This is a genomic window from Chloroflexaceae bacterium, assembly GCA_025057155.1.
In the GTDB taxonomy this organism is placed as follows: domain Bacteria; phylum Chloroflexota; class Chloroflexia; order Chloroflexales; family Chloroflexaceae; genus JACAEO01.
The window spans coordinates 24099-43409 of record JANWYD010000026.1; the positions used below are offsets into that span (position 1 = coordinate 24099).

Genomic DNA, 19311 nt, shown 5'->3' on the forward strand with positions numbered 1-19311 from the left:
GGCGACGCGGTCCCGGCAGAGCCGCGGCGCTGCCGTCCTGCCCCCGTAGAGCCGCGGCGGCGCCGCGGCTCCGCACCATAGACGATGTATTATTTCATCGAGCCAATGACCGAGGAGGATATTCCGGCGGTCCAGCAGATCGAGGCCCAGAGTTTCCCGATCCCCTGGTCGGCTAACACTTACCGCCGCGAACTGCGCGACCCCCAGCATTGCCGCTACATCGTCGCTCGCGCCAGCCCTACGCCCCCGCCCCAGGGCAAACCTTCTCCGCCCCCGCGCCGCCTGGGGCTCCTTGCCCATCTGTTTAGCGCCTTCACCGCTCAACCCGGCCAGACCGACGCGGCGACCGCCGCCCCTATCGTCGGCTATGGCGGCCTCTGGCTCAGCGCCGACGAGGCCCATATTACCACCATCGCCGTAGACCCGGCCCACCGCCGTCGCGGGGTGGGCGAATTGCTGCTCAACGGCCTGATTGACCAGGCCTATGAGCTTGGCGCCACGATGATCACCCTCGAAGTGCGCGTAAGTAACGACGCTGCCCAGCGTCTCTACCTCAAATACGGCTTTAAAGTCGTCGGCACGCGCCGCCGTTACTATACCGATAATGGCGAAGACGCCTTGCTGATGTCGATCGAGGCCCTTAACACTCCCGCCTATCGCCAGCGCCTCAACGCCCTGCGCCGCCAGTTCTTCGCCCGCCTCCAGCGGCAGGCGTGATGTTATGTACTGCAGAGGGCGCGGAGAGCTTCGGAAGGCGCATTCTCTGCGCGCTCTGCGTAAACCTGAACGGCTCCAGGATTGTTGCAAAGCAGAGTCTCTGGGGCTGGCCCCAACACCCCCGGGTTCCAAAAATGACTTTATCGCGCCGCCGGGGCGCCCCATACCCTGCCGCGAGAGGTGGACTTTATCGCTCCAAGCCAGGGTCGCGTTTCCTTGACAAGCGATCGCCACGATGCTATGCTGGAATACAATAACTTGCGCATACGTTGCGGTCGCGGAGGATCGCGAGGGGTTCAGGCGCGGTCGGGCGGTACACGCCGACCGCGTTCGTGATCAGCGGAGGGGGCGCCCGTGGCCACATGGCCCCCTGTTCCGTGACCTCGCGCCACCCAGAGCAAGAGGAAGCGCGGCTATGGACAGCGATACCGCCATTGTTGTCGGCGGGCAACCCGTCACGCAAACAACCGCTTTGGCGCCTCAGGCTGTGGCAGGAGGGCAGCGCCGTTCCGAGCCGCAATCGCGCGACGAACCTGCCGCAGCCGCTCTCCTGAGCCGCCACCCTATCCTCCAGCACCCCTTTATTGAATCCATAGTCGAACATCTGCGCAAGCAGGATCAGCCCGACGTCAGCCTGGAGAGCGTGCGCGCCGCCTATCTCGAAGCCTATCACAGCCCTGCCGTCGAGGCGCTGATCGCCCGGCTCCTATCCTACCTCCCCGACGCCGATACCGACCTGGTGCGCCGCGCCTATGCCCTGGCCGCCATTGCCCACAGCGGCCAGTATCGACAGAGCGGCGAACCCTACATTGACCACCCCGTCGCCGTGGCGGCGATCATTCTCGATCTGCGCCTGGACGCCGAGTCGGTCGCCGCCGCCCTGCTGCACGACGTGGTTGAAGATACCGGCGTCAGCCTGGAGGTCATTGAGCGGTTCTTCTCCGAAACCATCGCCCACCTGGTTGATGGCGTCACCAAGCTGTCAGGGCTGGAGAACAAGACCAAGGAGGAGTTGCAGGCCGGCTCCTACCGTAAGATGTTCATTGCCACCGCCGATGATCCGCGCGTGATCCTCATTAAACTGGCCGACCGGCTGCACAATATGCGCACCCTGAGCGCTATGCCCCCGGCCAAGCAGAGCCGCGTGGCCCGCGAGACCCTCGATATCTACGCTCCCCTGGCCCACCGTCTGGGGATGTGGCAGGTCAAGTCCGAACTCGAAGATCTGGCCTTCAAGACGCTCTACCCCGAGCGCTACCAGGAGATCTCGGCCGGCCTGGCCATGCGCAAAGAGGCTCGCGAGCGGATCATTCAGCGGGTCATCAAGCGCATGAAAGAGGCCCTTGAGAAGGAGGGCATCCGCGCCCAGGTCACCGGCCGCCCCAAGCATATCTACTCCATCTGGCGCAAAATGGAGCGCAAGGGCGTTCCGCTGGAGCGGATCTACGACCAGCTCGCCATCCGGGTGATTGTGCAGGAGCCAGACCCCGATCGCGCCAAGGGCGCATGCTACCGCGTCCTCGGCCTGGTGCATAGTATGTGGACGCCGGTGCTCTCGGAGTTCGATGATTATATCGCCGTTCCCAAGGAGAGCAGCTACCAGTCGCTGCATACGACGGTGATCATTCCCGGCGGCCATTACTGCGAGGTGCAGATCCGCACCGAGGAGATGCACCAGGTCGCCGAACATGGCATCGCCGCCCACTGGCGCTACAAAGAGGGCTTTGGCCAGCGGAGCGATCAGAATTATGAGGCCAAAATCAAATGGCTGCGCGAGCTGATCTCCTGGCGCATTGAGCTGACCGATGCCCGCGAGTTCATTGAGAGCCTCAAGCCCGAACTCGAAGAACTGGTCTATGTCTTTACGCCCAAAGGCAAGATCATTGACCTGCCCGAGGGTTCGACCCCGGTTGATTTTGCCTACCACATCCACTCGGAGGTGGGCCACAAGTGCATCGGCGCGAAGGTGAACGGTCGCCTCGTCCCCCTCGACTATCGCCTCCAGAACGGCGAGATCGTTGACATTATGACCTCAAAGTCCTCGAAGGGGCCGAGCCGCGACTGGCTGAACTTCGTCAAAACGCCGAGCGCCCGCAACCATATCAAGCGCTTCTTCCGCCGCGCCGAGCGCGAAGAGAACATCGCCGCCGGTCGCGATCTGCTCGAGAAGGAACTCAAGCGGCTGGGGCTGACGGTGAGTTTCGAGCACCTGGCGGAACTGGCAGGCGCGCGCTCGGTCGAGGATCTCTTCCACCACATCGGCACCGGCGAGATCACTGCGCGCACTGTGGCCCAGAAGGCCCTCGCCGAGCAGGAAGAGCAGCAGCGGGCGGCCAATCCGGCCTTCGATCTGCCCCAGACCCCGATTACCGGGCGCAACCAGCCGGTGGGCGTGCAGGTGGTGGGCGTGGGCACGGTCTACCATCGCCTGGCCAGGTGCTGCAACCCGGTGGTGGGCGAGCCAATTGTCGGCTTCGTCACTCGCGGGCGCGGCATTACCGTGCATCGCGCCGATTGTCGGACCATCGTCAACGAGCGCGACCGCAACCGCCTGATTGATGTGACCTGGGGCGGGCAACAACCCCGCGGCTACCCCGTGCCGATCCGCATTGAGTCGTGGGATCGCGTCGGCCTCTGGCGCGATATTTCCAACGTCATCGCCGAGGCGGGCATCAACATCGAAAAGGTGGAACAGGGGCAGACCCGCCGCGCCGGGCGCGCCGTGCTGCACGTGGTGCTCACCCTGCAGAGCGTCAGCCAGCTCGCCACTATCCTCGACCGGCTCAATCGCATCAGCGATGTGATCGAGGCCCGCCGCGAGAGCGGGGTGAAGACGGCGGGGGATTAGGCGCCCATGCCTCCCGCGACAGTTGAGGCCCTCCTCGCCTGGTTCGCGCGTCACGGTCGCGATCTGCCCTGGCGTCGCACGCGCGACCCGTACCGCATCCTCGTTTCCGAGATCATGCTCCAGCAGACCCAGGTGGAGCGGGTCATCCCCAGGTACCACGCCTTCCTCGAAGCCTTTCCCACCCTCGAACGGCTCGCCGGCGCGCCGACGGCGGAGGTGATCCGCCTCTGGGCCGGCCTGGGTTACAATCGCCGCGCCGTGAACCTGCAACGAACCGCCCGCATCATCGTGGAAGCGCACGGCGGGGTGTTTCCCCGTGAGGTGGCGGCGCTGCGGCGCCTTCCCGGCATCGGCCCCTACACCGCCGGGGCGGTGGCGTGCTTCGCCTTCGAGCAGGACGTAGTCTTCCTCGATACGAACATCCGCCGGGTGCTGCGGCGCGCCTGCATCGGCCCCGACGAGGCCGCCACGGGGGTGAATGACCGCCAGTTGCTGGCCCTGGCGGCGACGCTGGCGCCGCCGGGCCGTGGCTGGGCCTGGAACCAGGCGCTGATCGAGCTGGGCGCGCTGGTCTGCACTGCCGCCAATCCCGCCTGCTCCCGCTGCCCCCTGCGACCGACCTGCCGCGCCTATGCCGCCCGCGCCGCCGCCGACGCGGCGCTGATCGGGGCGATGGCTGCCAGCGCGCCCTCGCCGGCACCGCGGCGCGTCGCTGAACGCAAGGCTGAACCCTACGTCGGCTCGCGGCGCTGGTATCGGGGCCGCGTGGTTGATGCGCTCCGCGCTCTGCCTCCCGGCGGCGCCCTGCCCCTGGCCGAGCTTGGCCCGCGTCTCAAGCCCGACTACACCCCCGCCGATGAGGCGTGGCTGCGCGGCCTGGTGGCCGACCTCGACCGCGACGGGTTGATCGTCTTCGAGGGTGAGCGCGTCAGGTTGCCGTGACGGGCGCGCAGAGCGGCGCGGGGCGCAAAACCCGCAAGGTCGGGCTGCCGGCTGTCCTCGGCGCAGGAGGGAAGCCTGGTTGCCGCGCCTAATCACAGCAGCGGCGACATAAGCCGGGTCAGATTCTCGAAGAGCCGCTGGTGGAGCGGGCGCCGGCGCCACTCCTCGAGGGTCAGCTCCCGCGAGCGGGCGGCGTAGTCGGCCTCGGCCCGCCGCAGATCGGCCACCACGCGGGGATCGTAGCAGAGCAGCGTCACTTCCAGGTTCAATTCAAAAGAGCGCATGTCCATGTTGCTTGACCCGATCACCGCGATGTCATCATCAACGCTGATCGTCTTGGTGTGTAGCAGAATGGGGGAATAGTAGAGACGGATTTTCACGCCTGCGCGCAGCAGTTCCTCATAGTAAGAACGTTGCGCGTAGGCCACGAGAAACTGATCGCGGGCCTCGGAGTTGAACATCGTCACCTCGACCCCGCGCAGCGCGGCGGAGATCACCGCCATCATCAGGGCCTCATCGGGCACGAAGTACGGGTTGCAGATCACCAGTTTCTCGCGCGCGGCATGGATCAGATCCACGAACAGGCGCAGATTGTTTTCGCGCTCGAAGCCCGAACCGCTCGGCAGCACCTGACACAGCGACGAGCCGCCAGGGGTAAAGGTCATCGCGCCGAGGGGGTCATCGGGATCGGCGAGCCGCTGCCCGGTCTCGGAGTACCAGTCGGTGCGGAACACGGCGTCCAGGGCGTCAACAGCGGGGCCGCGCACACGGGCCACCAACTCGTCGTAGTAGAGGTTGTCGCGACGGTGGTAGGCGCGGTGGATAAGGTTGAGCGAGCCGGTGTAAGCGATTTCGCCGTCAATCACCACGATCTTGCGGTGGTTGCGCAGATCGGGCCGGTTGACATCATCGAGGCGGTAGAGGGGCAGCATCGGGCAGGCGTTGATGCCGGCGGCCCGCATGCGCCGCAGGGTGGCGCGGTAGGGAGGGTACTTGCGGCTGCCCACCGGGTCGTAGAGCGCCCGCACCGCAACGCCGCGGGCGACAGCCCGCTCCATGGCCCGAAAACACTCCTCGGTGGCCGCATCGGCGATCAGAATGTAAAACTGCACGTGGACGAAGCTCCGGGCGGCGTCAATATCCGCCGCGAGGCGCGCCAGAATGGCGTCATAGTCGGTGAGGATCTCCACCCCGTTCTCCGCCGTGGCCGGCAAGGCCCCCAGGGCGGCGCTCAGATCCACGAAGGGCCGGTAACGCGCCGGGATGTCCGGCGCCAGCAGCGGGCGCGTCTCTGGCGCGGCCTGCGCCTGGGCGACGAGCTGCCTGATGTAGCCATTGATCTCCTTCTGGATCGCCAGGCGCCTGCTGGAAAGCTTCGGCGAACCGAGCAACAGAAAGAGGATCAGGCCCGGCCAGGGAAAGGCAAAGATCAATAGCATCCAGGCCGTCGCCGAAGAGGGCTTGCGGTTCACCGGCACGATGAACAGCATTACGAAGGGGATGAGCCAGGTAAGGATCGTCAGGGCCAGGGCGATCCAGGTCCACAGCGGGGTCATGGGCGCTCCGTAGAAGCCCTCACGCCCGGCGCCCGAACTGGCGCTCGATCTGGGCGGGGGTGAGCAGGATCATGGTCGGGCGGCCATGGGGGCAGGTGCGGGGGCTGGCGCACTGTTCGAGCTGGCGTAGGAGCTGGCGCATCTCTTCGAGGGCCAGGGGCTGCCCGGCGCGCACCGAGGTGTGACAGGAGAGCGTGATCAGCACCGCCTCGCGCCAGTCGAGGGGGGTGGAGCCGCCCTGACCGGCCAGGCGGTCGGCGAGTTCGTGGAGGGCGCGGGGCAGATCCTCGAGAGGCAGGGTGGCCGGGGCGGCGCGCACCAGCACCCCGTCGCCCCAGGGGTCGAGGGCGAAGCCCCAGTTGCTCAGTTGCTCGGCGTTGCCCAGCAGCAGGGCCGCCGCCGCGGGGGCCATGGGCACGGAGCGGGGCAGCAGCAACGCCTGCGACTCCACCGCGCCCCGGGCGTGCTGGGCCATCAGCCGCTCGTAGGTGATGCGCTCGTGGGCGGCGTGCTGGTCAATCAGATACATCCCTTCGGGGGCCTCGGCCACAATGTAGCTCAACCCCACCTGGCCCACCACGCGCAGCGGCGGCAGCGCCGCGGGCGGGGCCGCGGCGCGTTCAAGCGGCGCCGTGGCAGGCGGCGCGCCGGATGCCCGGCCCGGCAGCTCGGGCGCGCCTGCGTCCCAGCGGCTGCGCTCGCGGTCCCAGGCCGCGGCGCCCGCGCCCCACGCCGGACCTTCATCGTCGCGCGGCGCAGGCATGCCGACCTGGCGCACCTCGAAGCGGCGTTGCAGGCCCCCATCGTCGCCGCTCCAGGCGGGAACCTCGGCCCCGCCGACCAGGGCCTCGCGCACGGCGCGGCCAACGACGCCCAGGACGCGCGGGGCGTAGCGGAACTTGACCTCGCCCTTGGCGGGATGCACATTGACATCCACCGCCAGGGGATGCACGCGGATGTCGAGTATGGCCAGGGGATGGCGGCCCTTCATCAGCAGGGTGTGATAGGCCTCCTCCACCACCGCGGCAAGGGCGCCGCGCGGTTGCAGGGCGCGCCGGTTGACGAAGAGGTGCAGGTAGCCGCGCGAACCGCGAGTCAGGCCCGGAGGCGACACCAGGCCCGTGACGCGCACCGCCTGCTCGTCCTCGCCGGCGTCGGCCTCGACGGGCAGCAGTTGCCGGGCCACGTCCAGCCCGTACAACTCGATCACCACCCCCCGCAGGTCGCCGTCGCCGCTGGTTTGCAGCGCCAGGCGCCCCTCCAGCAGCAGGCTGAAGCGCACCTCGGGGTAGGCCAGGGCGTACTGCTGCACCACGGCGCTGATGGCGCTCAACTCGACGGCTTCGGAGCGCAGATACTCGCGCCGCACGGGGGTGTTGTAGAACAGGTTGCGCACGGTGATGCTGGTGCCCACCGAGCACCCCCGCGGCTGGCGCGCCTGCAATTCGCCTCCGGCGATGCGCAGTTCGACGCCAGGCTCCTCCCCGGCCGCGCGGGTCACGCAGATCACCTGGGCGACGCTGGCAATCGAGGGCAGGGCCTCGCCGCGAAAGCCCAGAGTGGTGATGCGCCACAGATCCTCGGCGCTGCCGAGCTTGCTGGTGGCGTGGCGCTCGAAGGCCAGTTCCACCTCGGCAGCCGGAATGCCGCAGCCATCGTCGAGCACCTTGATCTCGCGCAGGCCGCCCCCCCGCGCCTCAACGCTGATCCGCCGCGCCCCGGCGTCCAGAGCGTTCTCGACCAGTTCCTTCACCACCGACGCCGGGCGTTCGACCACCTCACCGGCGGCGATCTGCGCCGCTACCGTCGCATCCAGCACGCGGATCGGCACGGCAAGCCTCCCTCGTTCCCCTTCAGAGGCGGACGGAACATGCGCGCGCATTTGCGCATTGGGACGGGACATGCCCTGTCGGTTCCCGTACCCTCCAGTCGCACCCATCTTGCGGCAAACGAACATCCTTGCGGATGCATTGTAGCAGGTTTGCGCCAGATGGCAATCACCGCTGCGTCCTGGTTATAGCCGGTTGATAGACTGTACGGGAATGGCGTAGGAGGGTCTGGGAGAGCCAGCTCTCTCTCGTGATGTTGGCAGGGCAGAGGAAACCAGGCTTCCCCCCTTGCCCTGCCCGAAGGCATATCATCGCCAGGTCTGATTAGAACGCCAGAGATGGGAGTCGCAAATCCAGAATCCACAATCCGAAATGGCATGAGAGGATAGCGAACCCGGTATGCTGCCAGCCTTGCTTGCGCTTGCGATCATCATCTTCCAGACCGTGCTGGCCACGCTGATTGCCGTGCGCTCGCGCGACCAGCTCGCCTCGCGCCTGTTCATTGGTTTTTCGATAGTGTTGATCGCCATGGTCAGCGGCACACTCCTGCGCGATGTGGCCGGCACGCCCACGGCGGCCTACGTGAGCCTGGGGCTGTCCACGGTGATGCTGGGGTGTTACTTCGCTCTGTTGCCGCTGCTGCTCAGCGCGCTGTTTGTTCCGCAGTGGTGGGAAGGCCCCACTTTGCTGCAACGTCCCATCTTCTGGATCAGTCTGCCCTATGTCCTCATCACTGCCGCGATCAGTGTTGATTTCATCGCCAGGCTCGGCTTCGTGATCGAGGGCGTCTACTTTGCGGACGTCTACCGGATCAAGTACGCCCGCCCGGTCGGGACGGCTTTGATCTTGCTCGCAGCAATTGGCCAGCTTGTGCTGCTGGTCATGCTGGGCTTCACCTTCTTTGATCGCCGGCATCGCCAGGCGCGGCCGGCGATCGTTCTGCTGGCCCTGTGTTTCGTCTTCTCGCTGGTGATGGGCGGCCTCACCCCGCGCATCGGTCCTGTCGCCAATCAGATCATCCAGATCCAGACTTTCCCCCTGGTCGCCACGCTGGGCTACCTGGCGCTGGGCACGCGGCTCTTCTCACCCACGCGCGCCGCGCTCGACGTGGCTCTGGGCGCGCTGCGCGAGGCCATCGCGGTTACCGACGCCTCCGGCGCAATCGTCTTCGCCAACCCCAGCGCCCGGCGCCTGGGGCTCCAGGTTGGCGAGCCGCTTGACAGGCGCCTCGGTCCCCAGGTCCGAGACGTGCTCGCGGATCAGGCGGCCGACAACGGGCGCCTCGCCTTTGGACTGCGGACCGCCGACTATTACCTCGAAGTGGTGGTTGTGCCGATCCGCGACCCGCGCGGCGCATACCAGGGCGCCCTGGCGCTCGTTCGGGACGTAACTGAGACGGCGCGCTACCAGAGCCTGCTTGAAACCGAACGCGCCCGCCTCGCCGCGACGGTGGCCGATCTCCAGCGCGCCCAGGAGCAGGAGAAGCGCCTGGTCGCCACGGTGCGCGCCCTTTCCTTTCCGCTCATCCCGGTGCTGCCCGGCGTGCTGGTGATGCCGCTGGTCGGCGAGTTGAACGGCGCGCGGACGCACGAGTTCCTCGAGGCGCTCCTGCAGGGCATCGAAAGCCGCCGCGCCTCGACCGTCATGCTCGACATCACCGGCGTCATCCAGCTCGACGCCGAGGGCGCCCGGGGTCTGCTGACGGGCATCCGCGCCGCCGCCCTGCTGGGCGCGCGCTGCGTGCTGGTGGGCGTGCAACCCGACGCGGCCCAGGCGCTGATCGCCAGCGGCATAACCCTGAGCGAGGCGCCGACCGCCGCTACCCTCGAGCAGGCCGTGGTCGGGCAACTCGCGCGAAAGCATTTCTGATTTTGGATTTTGGATTTTGGATTTTGGTGCTTCCCAATCCAAAATCCAAAATCGTATCAGGGCGTGGGTGTGGAAGGGGTGGAACTGGCGGCTGGCGCGGGCAGCGGCGGTTCCACCGGCATAGCCCAGAGTATGCCGCCGACGCCGAGGAGCACGAGGAGGGTCAGGGCAGCCAGAGCCAGCCCCAGGCGGGAGAGTGGGCGTTCGAGGGGCGGCGCGGGCGGCTCAACCACCATCGCGGCGGACGGCTCGGCGCGGGCGGCGCGCCCGTCCAGTTCGTCAATCTGGGCGACTACCACGGTGATATTGTCAATGCCGCCAAGTTCATTGGCCCGCTCCACCAGTTGCTGCGCCGCCTGATCCGGCGGCTGCAAGCCGGCAATAGCGGCGATCTCCTCATCGCTGACCAGGCCGTGCAGCCCATCGGTTGAGAGCACCACCGTATCGCCCGCCTGCAGAGGGTGGACAAACACGTCCACCTCCACCCGGGCGCTATGGCCAAGGGCGCGGGTGATGATATTGCGTATCAGAGAGGCGCGCGCTTCTTCGGGGGTGATCAGACCGGCGGCGATCTGGTCGGAGACAAAGGAATGATCGCGGGAGATCTGGCGGATCTGCTCTTCGCGCACCAGGTAGGCACGGCTATCGCCGACGTTCGCCACGAACAACTGATTGGCGACGAGCAACGCGGCGACGCCGGTGGTGCCCATGGCCCCGTGCCCCTCGGCGTAAACGCGCGCGTTGGCGCTGACGAAGGCGGCGCGCAGCGCCTCGGCGGGAGGCGCGGCGGGATCGAAGGCCGCAATGATCGCCTCCACCGCCCGGGCGCTCGCCACTTCGCCCGCGGCGTGACCGCCCATCCCGTCGCATACCACCAGCAGCGTGGCCTCGCCGAACTGCCTGACGCCGTAGGCGTCCTGATTCACCTCGCGCCGCTTGCCGGGATGGGTGCGGGCGCTGTAGCGTACTCTCATTGGAACGCTCCTTTCCCAGCCGCCGGCATATGTAGCGAGAGTATACCACAGCGGCGCGCGAAGCGCCGTCAGCGCACCAGACGAGCGAAGATCAGGATCGCCGCCGCCACCGCTAGCAACAGCAGAAAGGCCAGATTGCCCGTTGCGCTGGTATAGAGCACGGCGAAGGCCACGAACAGCAGCGCCACAAAGGTGCAGCCGCGCCGCACCCGGCGAACGCTTTCTTCGGCGTCGTTCGGGTTGGTCATGGGATAACGAAAAACATGCCTATCGGGCGACCGCGCCGCTCTGATCCTCCCGCTAGAGACGGACTCTGCATCGGCCCTGGCGGATAGCAGGTGACGCGTTCAAAGACCCTCTGGGCATATAGTACCATAGGAGGATGGCGCCGCCAGCGCTGATGCGGTATTGTAATCGAGAGGCAACCATTCTCCTCCATCCAGCCGGGCACGCGCATGCTATAATGTTGCGCACGCACAGGATGACAAAACGTTCATCGGGCGTCATCGGTCCGATCTAGCACACCCGCGAGGAAGCCATGTTTGATCAGGACGCCTGGCGCGCGCGCATCGCCGAGCGGTTAAGCACCTTCGCCCGCAATCCTCGTCAGGAAATTCACATCACCGGCACCGGCTCGTTGCTGGCCTACCTGGCCGTGAGAACTCTGGAGCCATTTCTCGAGGCCTACCAGAACGAGCCAATCGCCGCGGTGCTGACGCTGGCCGAGATCTCGCGCGGGCCGGGCGCCGATCTGATCGTGCGGCGTGCCGGGCAGATGCGCTACCAGGTCGCGCGCCTGATCGAGCGCGAGTTGCGCACCCGGCCGGAGATGCGCGCCGCCGTTGAGCAGCTCTTCATCGGCCTTCAGGTGATCACCCTGGCCCGCCAGCGGCTCAACAGCTCCCGCGACGAATGGTTCAGAACGACGCTGCTGGCCGAGCTTGATGGCTTCACCCCCGGCGAGTTCGCCCGCCTGCGGCGCGACCTGGTTGACGCGAGCTGGCAGTCGCGCTACGAAACCATCCGCAGCCTGCGGAGCCGCAACGGCCATTTCAGCACCAGCGACCTGGTGTTATTGCACGACGGGCTGAGCGATAGCGCCTCACATGTGCGTGCAGCCGCAGCGCGCATGCTCGGGCAGTTCGCCGGCACGCCTCCCACGCCCCTGGTCAAGGCCCTTACCCGCGTGGCCCTCTATGACTGCGACCTGGAGACGCGCTACGCCGCCGCGCGGACGCTCGGCGCCCTGCGCGACCGCATCGCTTCGCCGCAGTTGATCGATTACCTGGGCCAGTGTCTGGTTGACGAGGATAGCTTCGTGCGCTCCGCCGCCGCCATGGCTCTCGGCCAGCTTGGCGAACTCGCCGGGGCCCCCACGCTGGTCGCCCGCCTTGTCAGCCTGCTCAGCGACAGCGACGCCTACGCCCGCGAGGCCGCCGCCCGCGCCCTCGGACGCATCGGCCCCGCCGCCGCCACCTCGTCGGTCTTCAAGGCCCTTACCCGCGCCGTGGAGGACCCTGACGCCAGCGTTCACGAAGCCGCCGTGGAGTCCCTCCGGCAGTTGCGCAAGGTGCGCGCCACGCTGCCGCTCAACTCCTCCCGCTTCCCCAGCGAACCCTTGATGGTCTGAAGCATGGAGATCGCCCACCGCCAGATGAACCGGGTGGACCTGCTGGAGATCGCCGGGCGGGTGGACGCGGCGACCGCGCCGCAGTTCAAGCGCCAGCTTGATACCCTGCTTGACGCCGGGCGCAACCGGATCGTGCTCGATCTGGCGAAGCTGGAGTCCATCAGCAGCGCCGGGCTGCGGGTGTTGCTGGAGGCGCGCCGGCGCGCCCGCGACTGGAACCTGGCCGAGGAGGAGGGCGGCGACATCCGCATCGCCAATCTTCCGCCGCGGATCAAGGAGGTCTTCGATCTGACCGGCTTCACCACGCTCTTTGAGCTGTACGACGATACGGTCGAAGCGGCCGGTTCCTTCTGAGCTATGGACAGTATTACGCTGCCCGCGACGCTGGAGGCCCTGGCCCGCATCAGCGCCTTCATTGCCGATGCTGCCGAACGCGCCGGCCTCGATGAGCAGGTCGCCTGGCAGGTGCAACTCGCCGTGGACGAGGCGGCGACCAATGTCATCCAGCACGCGTATGCCCCCGATGCGCCCGGCGAGATGACCCTCTCCTGGCGCCGTGAGGGCGACTGCTTTATCGTCACGCTGCGCGACTTCGGGCGCCAGTTCGATCCGGGCAGCATTCCCCCGCCCGATCTCTCCGCGCCGCTCGGTGAGCGCCGGGCCGGCGGTCTGGGCCTCTACTTGATCAGCCGGCTCATGGACGAAGTGCGCTTCGACTTCAACCCCCAGAGCGGGAACGTGCTCACAATGACCAGGCGCCTCACCCCGCCGGAGGCGCTCAGCCATTGAGGTTCCACGCCTCCTTGCCCCCTTTGCCGCCTTCTGATGCCGAGTACGGCACGGCTCAGCGTTCTCGGCGGATCGATTATTCCGGTCAGCGCTCTAGTCGCGCACGGGGACGCCCCGCTCGCGCAGGTAGCGCTTCACCTCGGCAATGGTGTACTCGCCGAAGTGGAAGATCGAGGCCGCCAGCACCGCGTCGGCGCGCCCTTCGGCAATGCCCTGATACATGTGTTCAGGCCCGCCCACGCCGCCGGAGGCGATCACCGGCACCGGGACCGCCGCGCTCACCGCCCGCAGCAATTCCAGATCGTAGCCCGTCTTCTGGCCGTCGGCGTCCATACTGTTGATGCAGATCTCCCCGGCGCCCAGGTCCACCCCGCGGCGGATCCACTCAATCGCGTCGAGGCCAGTGGGCCGGGGATTGGCCCCGGTATGGGTAAACACCTCCCAGCGCGGCGGCTCGCCGGGGGCGCTGACGCGCCGCGCGTCCACCGAGAGCACGATGCACTGGCTGCCGAAGCGCTTCGCGCCCTCTTCGATCAACTGCGGGTTGAGCACCGCCGCGGTATTGATAGACACCTTATCGGCCCCGGCGCGCAGCATGCGGTACATATCCTCGACCGTTCGCAGGCCGCCGCCGACGGTCAGAGGAATGAAGACCTGCGACGCGGTCCGCTCGACCACGTCCGCCATAATCGCCCGTTCATCGCTGGAGGCCGTAATGTCGTAGAACACCAGTTCATCGGCTCCAGCGGCGTCGTAGGCCGCGGCCAGGGCCACCGGGTCGCCCGCGTCGCGATGGTTGACGAAGGAAACGCCCTTCACCACCCGCCCGGCCTTCACGTCAAGACAGGGGATAATTCGTCGCGTGAGCATCGTGTTACTCCTGATATTATTTTGGATTTCGGATTTTGGATTTTGGATTTTGGTACTACATAACGAGACTTCTCGTTGTAGGGGAAGCTTGAAAGGGCGCAGCCCCCGCCACTTCCGCCGAGACGAAGTCTCGTTGTCGTATTGGAGGCTTTCTGGTTCACGGGTTGGACGCCGGTTGTCGTTTCTCCGCGTGGCCTCCCCGCAGGCAGGGAGCAGGAAAACCAGGTTTCCCCACGCTCCTTCAAAAGACCGAGGAACGAGCGTTTCCAGGAGGGCTTCGCCCTCCCAGATCCTTGCTATCCAGGCATCACGCCTTCCCCCTAGTTGGGCCGCGCTTGCCCTTCGCGCCCCCCTTCCTCGGCGGGAGGCGAGCCGGCTGCGCCGGCGCCGGCCTCCTCGCCCTGGCGGCGGGCATCGGCGATCAGCGCGCGGGTGGCGCGGGTGGCCCAGAGCGCCAGGAAGGCCGGGGTGATCAGCGCCAGCGGCGCCACCAGGATCAGACTGATCAGCAGCAGCGCCCCCATCAGCAGGAGGGTCACGAAGGTGTAAATGGGGCGGCCAAGCGCCAGCAGCAGGGCATTGCGCCCGATGAGCCGCAGGGAGGGGACCTCCTGGAGCATAAGCAACGGGAAGGCGTAGAGCGTCAGGCCCAGCCAGAACAACGACAGGTAGAGCCACAGGCCAAGGAGGAAGCCGCCCAGGAGGGAGTTCATCCGCAGGTAGAAGCCAAGATTGAAGAGGATCAGCAGCGCCCCGCCGGCAGCGATGAGGGTGATCAGCAGCGCGGGCTGGAGATAGCGGCGCATCCCGGCGAAGAAATCGGCGACCTTCGTGGCGCGGCCATCGGTCACCCGGCAGGCGACGTAGAACAGCCCGGCGTTGGCCAGGCCGACGGGCAGAACTCCCAGCGCCCCGGCCAGCAACGCCGCCAGCGGCGCTCCCTGCGCCAGGGCGCTCAGGGCGAGCGCCCACAGCGGCAGGCTCAGCGTCGCCCAGATCAGGTTGCCGACCAGCAGCAGGAACACCTCGTCGAAGAGGTCGCGCAGAGCCGCGCCGAGCGCCTGAAACGGATTACGCATGTCATCGTGCCGGGCGAGCAATTATCACTTTTGTCATTATACCAGAAGCGCCCGCCCTGCCCGGTTGCGCTGCGCCAGCGCCCATGCTACAATCCGGAAGAATTCACTGTTTCGGGTCCCTCCGCGCCAGCGCACCGGGCCCCTGCGAGGCGACCGGTTCGTCGCGGCAGGTCCTGCATCTGCGTATCCTGCCCGCCTATGGAAGAGCAGACCGTCTCCGGCGATCGCCATTCACTCATCCCCGGGCTCGACCCCGAGGCCACCCCCCTCCTGGGCCTGGGGATCGGCCTCACCGGCCTGGCCCTTGGCCTGCGCCCGCGCCTGGCCCCGCTGCCGCTGGCGCTGACCGCGCTGGCTGCGGCCCTCTACCGCGACCCGGAGCGGACGACCCCTAACGAACCGGGAACGCTGTTTGCCCACGCCGACGGCGTGCTCGCGCGCGTGGAGGAGGTGTACGAGCACCGTTTCATCCACTCGGACTGCCTGCGCCTCGCCGTGGCGATCGCCCCGTTCGACGTGCCGGTTTGCCGCAGCCCGCTCGCGGGAACAGTGCGACTGGTGGAGCATATCAGCGGCGAGCACCGGCCCGCGAGCGACCCTGAGGCGGGCGACCGCAACACCCGCGCCTACATCGGACTCGACACCGAATGGGGGCCAATCCTGGTAGCGCTGGTGGCCGGCCCGGTAGGGCGGCGCATTCTATGCCGGGTGCAGGCAGGCGAGCGGGTCGAAGCCGGCGCGCGCCTGGGCACGGTACGCTTCGGCGCGCGCGCCGATCTCTACGTGCAGCGCGACGCGCTGCACCTGACGCTGTCGCCCGGGCAGCGCCTGGTCGCTGGAGTGACGCGCATCGGCGAGACGGCCCCACTGTAATGACCCTCGACCTTCACGGCCCCGGCGCGCCGTACACCCTGCTCTTCGACGATGACGACGCCTCTGGCCCCGGTCTGCCGGAGGCGTTTCGGGCCATCTACGGCGGCGACTGGCGCCTGCTCGACCCCGCCGACGAGCGCCCGTACATCTACACCAACTTCGTCGTCTCGCACGACGGGCGCATCTCCTTCGACGAGCCGGGGCAATCCAGCGGCGCGCCGGTGAGCCTCAACGCGCCCCACGACACCTGGCTCATGGCCCTGCTACGCTCCCGCGCCGACGCCATCCTCACCGGGGCCGGCACCCTGCGCGCCGCCCTTCGCCACCGCTGGACGCACTGGGCGCCCTTTCCCGCCGACCGCGGGGCCTTCGACGCCCTGCGCGCCATCGAGGGCCGCGCGCCGCTGCCGCTCTTCGTAGTCATCACCGGCAGCGGCGACCTGCCCGCCAGCGCGGCGGCATTGCGCGTGCCGGGCCAGCAGACGCTCATCGCCACCACCGCGGCCGGAGCGGAACGCGCCCGCGCCGTCCTGGACGGCCTGCCCCACCTCAGCTACCACATCAGCCCCGGCGAGCGGGTGGACCTGGCCGGCCTGGCTCGCCACCTGCGGCAGCAGGGCGTGCGGACGCTGCTGAGCGAAGGGGGCGCCCACATCTACGGCGCATTAATCGCCGCCGGGCTGATAGACGAAGTCTTCACCACCAGCAGCCCGGTGATCATCGGCAACCGGGCGGCCCCGGCCCGCGCGCGCCCCTCGCTGGTGGAGGGCGTAGCCTTCGCCCCCGGAGCCGCGCCGCGCCTGCGCCTGGTAAGCCTGCGGCGCCACGGCGACTACCTGTTCCAGCGGGCGCGCCTCAGCGCCGTTCCGCCCCCGCCAGGGAAGTGAACCATGACTACCCGGCGGCGTCGCGCGCCGAGGACGCAGCGCATTACATCCGAACCCCTACCGCGCCGCAGACCCTCGCGCAGGCCAGCGCCACTATGGTACAGGCGCGTGGTATAATACGGGCCATCAGAAGCGAGATGGCCGGCCCTCAGCTACAGGGCGACACCCGGGCGATGGAGAAGCGCGGATGCCGCGCGACCGCATAAGGATGCGCCAGAAGCGCGTCGGACACCCGCGGCGCACCTTAAAAAGCGGGCCAGATTGGCGGCAAAACCGGCACACCGCGCAACAGGCCCGAAATAGCGCATAGCAACGCCCTCGCGACGCGCGATGTCCGAATAACCTCAATCCCCGCGAGGGGATTAAAACACGAAGAACGTCCACGAACCATGCGGGAATTCCGCTTTCGCCTGTCCGAATAACCTCAATCCCCGCGAGGGGATTAAAACCCTCTTCCTCTTCTCCCTCGTCCTCTCGTTTCTTCGCGTCCGAATAACCTCAATCCCCGCGAGGGGATTAAAACTCATGATTGCTATCATTTACTACACAATCAAGTTCGTGTCCGAATAACCTCAATCCCCGCGAGGGGATTAAAACCGTATCCTTCCGTGCCTACAAGGTGCGGCCCATACGCATCTCGTGTCCGAATAACCTCAATCCCCGCGAGGGGATTAAAACTGGAACAACGGCGCCGTATTGCGTGGAGGAATTATGTCAGCGTCCGAATAACCTCAATCCCCGCGAGGGGATTAAAACTAATTACCCAGCAGCATCATTCTGGCGCATTGCGAGATGAGTCCGAATAACCTCAATCCCCGCGAGGGGATTAAAACCGCCGAGCGAGACGTAGCCGTCTCGCTCGGCGCGCTAGAGTCCGAATAACCTCAATCCCCGCGAGGGGATTAAAACAGAAAATACGGCGAGCCGGCGCCAAGGGGGAACGACATTGTCCGAATAACCTCAATCCCCGCGAGGGGATTAAAACTTGGACGCAACCAACCCGGCGCGCGCACATTACAACTGCGTCCGAATAACCTCAATCCCCGCGAGGGGATTAAAACGCTCGCCGACGTTCAGCGACACCAACGGCCAGATCACCTGGTCCGAATAACCTCAATCCCCGCGAGGGGATTAAAACATCCAGGTGCCGCACCATTGGGATAATAATAAATCCGTGTCCGAATAACCTCAATCCCCGCGAGGGGATTAAAACAATATGGGAAAGAGACATTACATTCCTTGCATGTATCAAGTCCGAATAACCTCAATCCCCGCGAGGGGATTAAAACCCGGTACAGGTATCGGCGTTGGCGTCGGGATATAAAAGTCCGAATAACCTCAATCCCCGCGAGGGGATTAAAACGTACCTCTCGAACTCGAACGACACTTCGCCATTCTCATTGTCCGAATAACCTCAATCCCCGCGAGGGGATTAAAACGTATTGAGGGTTCTCCCCGGAGCCTAGCCTGTCCTCATATGCGTCCGAATAACCTCAATCCCCGCGAGGGGATTAAAACTCACGATCCGGTATCGGGCGGGGATTGCCGATGGGAGCTGGGTCCGAATAACCTCAATCCCCGCGAGGGGATTAAAACGCGGCGAGAAGGTTGACCGGCAGCACAACCTCCACCACGGTCCGAATAACCTCAATCCCCGCGAGGGGATTAAAACTTGTCCGTCTTATATGGGATAGAAAGCAGAATGTCAATCACGTCCGAATAACCTCAATCCCCGCGAGGGGATTAAAACGACCCTTTCAAGATACGTCAACAGGGCGGTTCGAACTGAGTCCGAATAACCTCAATCCCCGCGAGGGGATTAAAACAGTTTTTCCAAACAATCCTCGCACAGCACGACGTCCTCGGTCCGAATAACCTCAATCCCCGCGAGGGGATTAAAACGCATACGTCCTAGCGTCATCATCACCATTGCTAATATGTCCGAATAACCTCAATCCCCGCGAGGGGATTAAAACTCGTCGGAAAATTGGTAATGACCCCGTCAACCAATCCCTCTCGGTCCGAATAACCTCAATCCCCGCGAGGGGATTAAAACCCATCGCGGCCCCGCTGCACCTCACGCCGGATATAGGCGACCACGTCCGAATAACCTCAATCCCCGCGAGGGGATTAAAACCAACATTCCAACACTCGTATCTGCGTGATTTTCTTAGCCAGCAAAGTCCGAATAACCTCAATCCCCGCGAGGGGATTAAAACCGGGATCTGTTTCGCCGTCAGCTGGAACGGCAGGCCGTCCGAATAACCTCAATCCCCGCGAGGGGATTAAAACGAAGATTGCGGGCATTGGAAATCAAACCGGATTACCGTATGTCCGAATAACCTCAATCCCCGCGAGGGGATTAAAACATCGTATCCGTATTCTCCATCGACTTCGAGTGAAGGGCGGTAAGAATAAAACCCAGAGCGGGGGTTAGAAGTGTCTGGC

The 19311-nt window shown here is 65.9% G+C and carries 15 protein-coding genes and 1 CRISPR repeat array; of the genes, 9 read left to right on the top strand and 6 right to left on the bottom strand.

Annotated elements, in window-relative coordinates:
- Window positions 1–84: 84 nt before the first annotated feature.
- From rimI to NZU74_18805, 3 genes are all read left to right on the top strand, one after another.
- Window positions 85–717: a ribosomal protein S18-alanine N-acetyltransferase gene (rimI, locus tag NZU74_18795; protein ID MCS6883381.1), complete on the top strand. Its 633-nt coding sequence runs from the start codon at window positions 85–87 to the stop codon at window positions 715–717.
- Window positions 718–1132: 415 nt separating this feature from the next.
- Window positions 1133–3565 (top strand): bifunctional (p)ppGpp synthetase/guanosine-3',5'-bis(diphosphate) 3'-pyrophosphohydrolase, encoded by a 2433-nt coding sequence (locus NZU74_18800; GenBank protein ID MCS6883382.1) that lies wholly within the window; start codon window positions 1133–1135, stop codon window positions 3563–3565.
- A 6-nt stretch (window positions 3566–3571) separates the two neighbouring features.
- Window positions 3572–4507 carry an A/G-specific adenine glycosylase gene (locus NZU74_18805; protein ID MCS6883383.1) on the top strand — a complete coding sequence of 312 codons (936 nt, stop codon included), beginning with the start codon at window positions 3572–3574 and terminating at the stop codon, window positions 4505–4507.
- A gap of 92 nt (window positions 4508–4599) precedes the next feature.
- Here the strand turns inward: NZU74_18805 and cls are convergent, their stop codons facing one another.
- A complete protein-coding gene (cls, locus tag NZU74_18810) occupies window positions 4600–6063 on the bottom strand; it encodes a cardiolipin synthase (protein MCS6883384.1) in 1464 nt (487 codons plus the stop codon).
- Between the two features lie 19 nt (window positions 6064–6082).
- A complete protein-coding gene (gene mutL, locus NZU74_18815; protein ID MCS6883385.1) occupies window positions 6083–7894 on the bottom strand; it encodes a DNA mismatch repair endonuclease MutL in 1812 nt (603 codons plus the stop codon).
- 397 nt (window positions 7895–8291) lie between these two features.
- Between mutL and NZU74_18820 the strand changes: the two genes are divergently transcribed.
- Window positions 8292–9761, top strand: a complete 1470-nt coding sequence (locus NZU74_18820) for an STAS domain-containing protein (protein MCS6883386.1) — start codon at window positions 8292–8294, stop codon at window positions 9759–9761.
- 56 nt (window positions 9762–9817) lie between these two features.
- On the opposite strand, the gene NZU74_18825 is transcribed toward NZU74_18820, so the two are convergent.
- Together NZU74_18825 and NZU74_18830 are read right to left on the bottom strand one after the other, a co-directional pair.
- Entirely contained in the window at window positions 9818–10735 is a 918-nt protein-coding gene (locus tag NZU74_18825; GenBank protein MCS6883387.1) for a protein phosphatase 2C domain-containing protein, read from the bottom strand.
- 68 nt (window positions 10736–10803) lie between these two features.
- A complete protein-coding gene (locus NZU74_18830) occupies window positions 10804–10983 on the bottom strand; it encodes a hypothetical protein (GenBank protein MCS6883388.1) in 180 nt (59 codons plus the stop codon).
- A 290-nt stretch (window positions 10984–11273) separates the two neighbouring features.
- On the opposite strand from NZU74_18830, the gene NZU74_18835 reads away from it, so the two are divergent.
- Genes NZU74_18835 through NZU74_18845 form a run of 3 tightly spaced genes read left to right on the top strand, consistent with a single transcriptional unit; the run spans window position 11274 to window position 13154 of the window.
- Window positions 11274–12365 (top strand): HEAT repeat domain-containing protein, encoded by a 1092-nt coding sequence (locus tag NZU74_18835; protein ID MCS6883389.1) that lies wholly within the window; start codon window positions 11274–11276, stop codon window positions 12363–12365.
- Window positions 12366–12368: 3 nt separating this feature from the next.
- A complete protein-coding gene (locus tag NZU74_18840) occupies window positions 12369–12719 on the top strand; it encodes an STAS domain-containing protein (protein ID MCS6883390.1) in 351 nt (116 codons plus the stop codon).
- A 3-nt stretch (window positions 12720–12722) separates the two neighbouring features.
- Window positions 12723–13154: an ATP-binding protein gene (locus NZU74_18845; GenBank protein MCS6883391.1), complete on the top strand. Its 432-nt coding sequence runs from the start codon at window positions 12723–12725 to the stop codon at window positions 13152–13154.
- 93 nt (window positions 13155–13247) lie between these two features.
- Here the strand turns inward: NZU74_18845 and hisF are convergent, their stop codons facing one another.
- Together hisF and NZU74_18855 are read right to left on the bottom strand one after the other, a co-directional pair.
- Window positions 13248–14024, bottom strand: a complete 777-nt coding sequence (hisF, locus tag NZU74_18850; protein MCS6883392.1) for an imidazole glycerol phosphate synthase subunit HisF — start codon at window positions 14022–14024, stop codon at window positions 13248–13250.
- A gap of 320 nt (window positions 14025–14344) precedes the next feature.
- Complete coding sequence (locus NZU74_18855; protein MCS6883393.1) at window positions 14345–15103, bottom strand: hypothetical protein; 759 nt, start codon at window positions 15101–15103, stop codon at window positions 14345–14347.
- A gap of 198 nt (window positions 15104–15301) precedes the next feature.
- Between NZU74_18855 and NZU74_18860 the strand changes: the two genes are divergently transcribed.
- Both NZU74_18860 and NZU74_18865 read left to right on the top strand, forming a co-directional pair.
- Window positions 15302–15976 carry a phosphatidylserine decarboxylase gene (locus NZU74_18860; protein ID MCS6883394.1) on the top strand — a complete coding sequence of 225 codons (675 nt, stop codon included), beginning with the start codon at window positions 15302–15304 and terminating at the stop codon, window positions 15974–15976.
- Entirely contained in the window at window positions 15976–16863 is an 888-nt protein-coding gene (locus NZU74_18865) for a RibD family protein (GenBank protein ID MCS6883395.1), read from the top strand. Before NZU74_18860 ends, NZU74_18865 begins: the two co-directional genes overlap by 1 nt.
- Window positions 16864–17195: 332 nt before the next feature.
- Window positions 17196–19232: direct repeats of the CRISPR family, unit length 37 nt; unit sequence GTCCGAATAACCTCAATCCCCGCGAGGGGATTAAAAC.
- The last annotated feature ends 79 nt before the right edge of the window (window positions 19233–19311 follow it).

What these genes read in the sequence shown, in the direction of transcription:
- NZU74_18820 (MCS6883386.1), top strand. Translation starts at nt 8,292, where the DNA reads ATGCTGCCAGCCTTGCTTGCGCTTGCGATCATCATCTTCCAGACCGTG.
- NZU74_18845 (MCS6883391.1), top strand. Translation starts at nt 12,723, where the DNA reads ATGGACAGTATTACGCTGCCCGCGACGCTGGAGGCCCTGGCCCGCATC.
- hisF (MCS6883392.1), bottom strand. Translation starts at nt 14,024, where the DNA reads ATGCTCACGCGACGAATTATCCCCTGTCTTGACGTGAAGGCCGGGCGG.
- cls (MCS6883384.1), bottom strand. Translation starts at nt 6,063, where the DNA reads ATGACCCCGCTGTGGACCTGGATCGCCCTGGCCCTGACGATCCTTACC.
- NZU74_18830 (MCS6883388.1), bottom strand. Translation starts at nt 10,983, where the DNA reads ATGACCAACCCGAACGACGCCGAAGAAAGCGTTCGCCGGGTGCGGCGC.
- rimI (MCS6883381.1), top strand. Translation starts at nt 85, where the DNA reads ATGTATTATTTCATCGAGCCAATGACCGAGGAGGATATTCCGGCGGTC.
- NZU74_18840 (MCS6883390.1), top strand. Translation starts at nt 12,369, where the DNA reads ATGGAGATCGCCCACCGCCAGATGAACCGGGTGGACCTGCTGGAGATC.
- NZU74_18825 (MCS6883387.1), bottom strand. Translation starts at nt 10,735, where the DNA reads ATGAGAGTACGCTACAGCGCCCGCACCCATCCCGGCAAGCGGCGCGAG.
- NZU74_18855 (MCS6883393.1), bottom strand. Translation starts at nt 15,103, where the DNA reads ATGCGTAATCCGTTTCAGGCGCTCGGCGCGGCTCTGCGCGACCTCTTC.
- NZU74_18860 (MCS6883394.1), top strand. Translation starts at nt 15,302, where the DNA reads ATGGAAGAGCAGACCGTCTCCGGCGATCGCCATTCACTCATCCCCGGG.
- NZU74_18865 (MCS6883395.1), top strand. Translation starts at nt 15,976, where the DNA reads ATGACCCTCGACCTTCACGGCCCCGGCGCGCCGTACACCCTGCTCTTC.
- NZU74_18835 (MCS6883389.1), top strand. Translation starts at nt 11,274, where the DNA reads ATGTTTGATCAGGACGCCTGGCGCGCGCGCATCGCCGAGCGGTTAAGC.
- NZU74_18800 (MCS6883382.1), top strand. Translation starts at nt 1,133, where the DNA reads ATGGACAGCGATACCGCCATTGTTGTCGGCGGGCAACCCGTCACGCAA.
- NZU74_18805 (MCS6883383.1), top strand. Translation starts at nt 3,572, where the DNA reads ATGCCTCCCGCGACAGTTGAGGCCCTCCTCGCCTGGTTCGCGCGTCAC.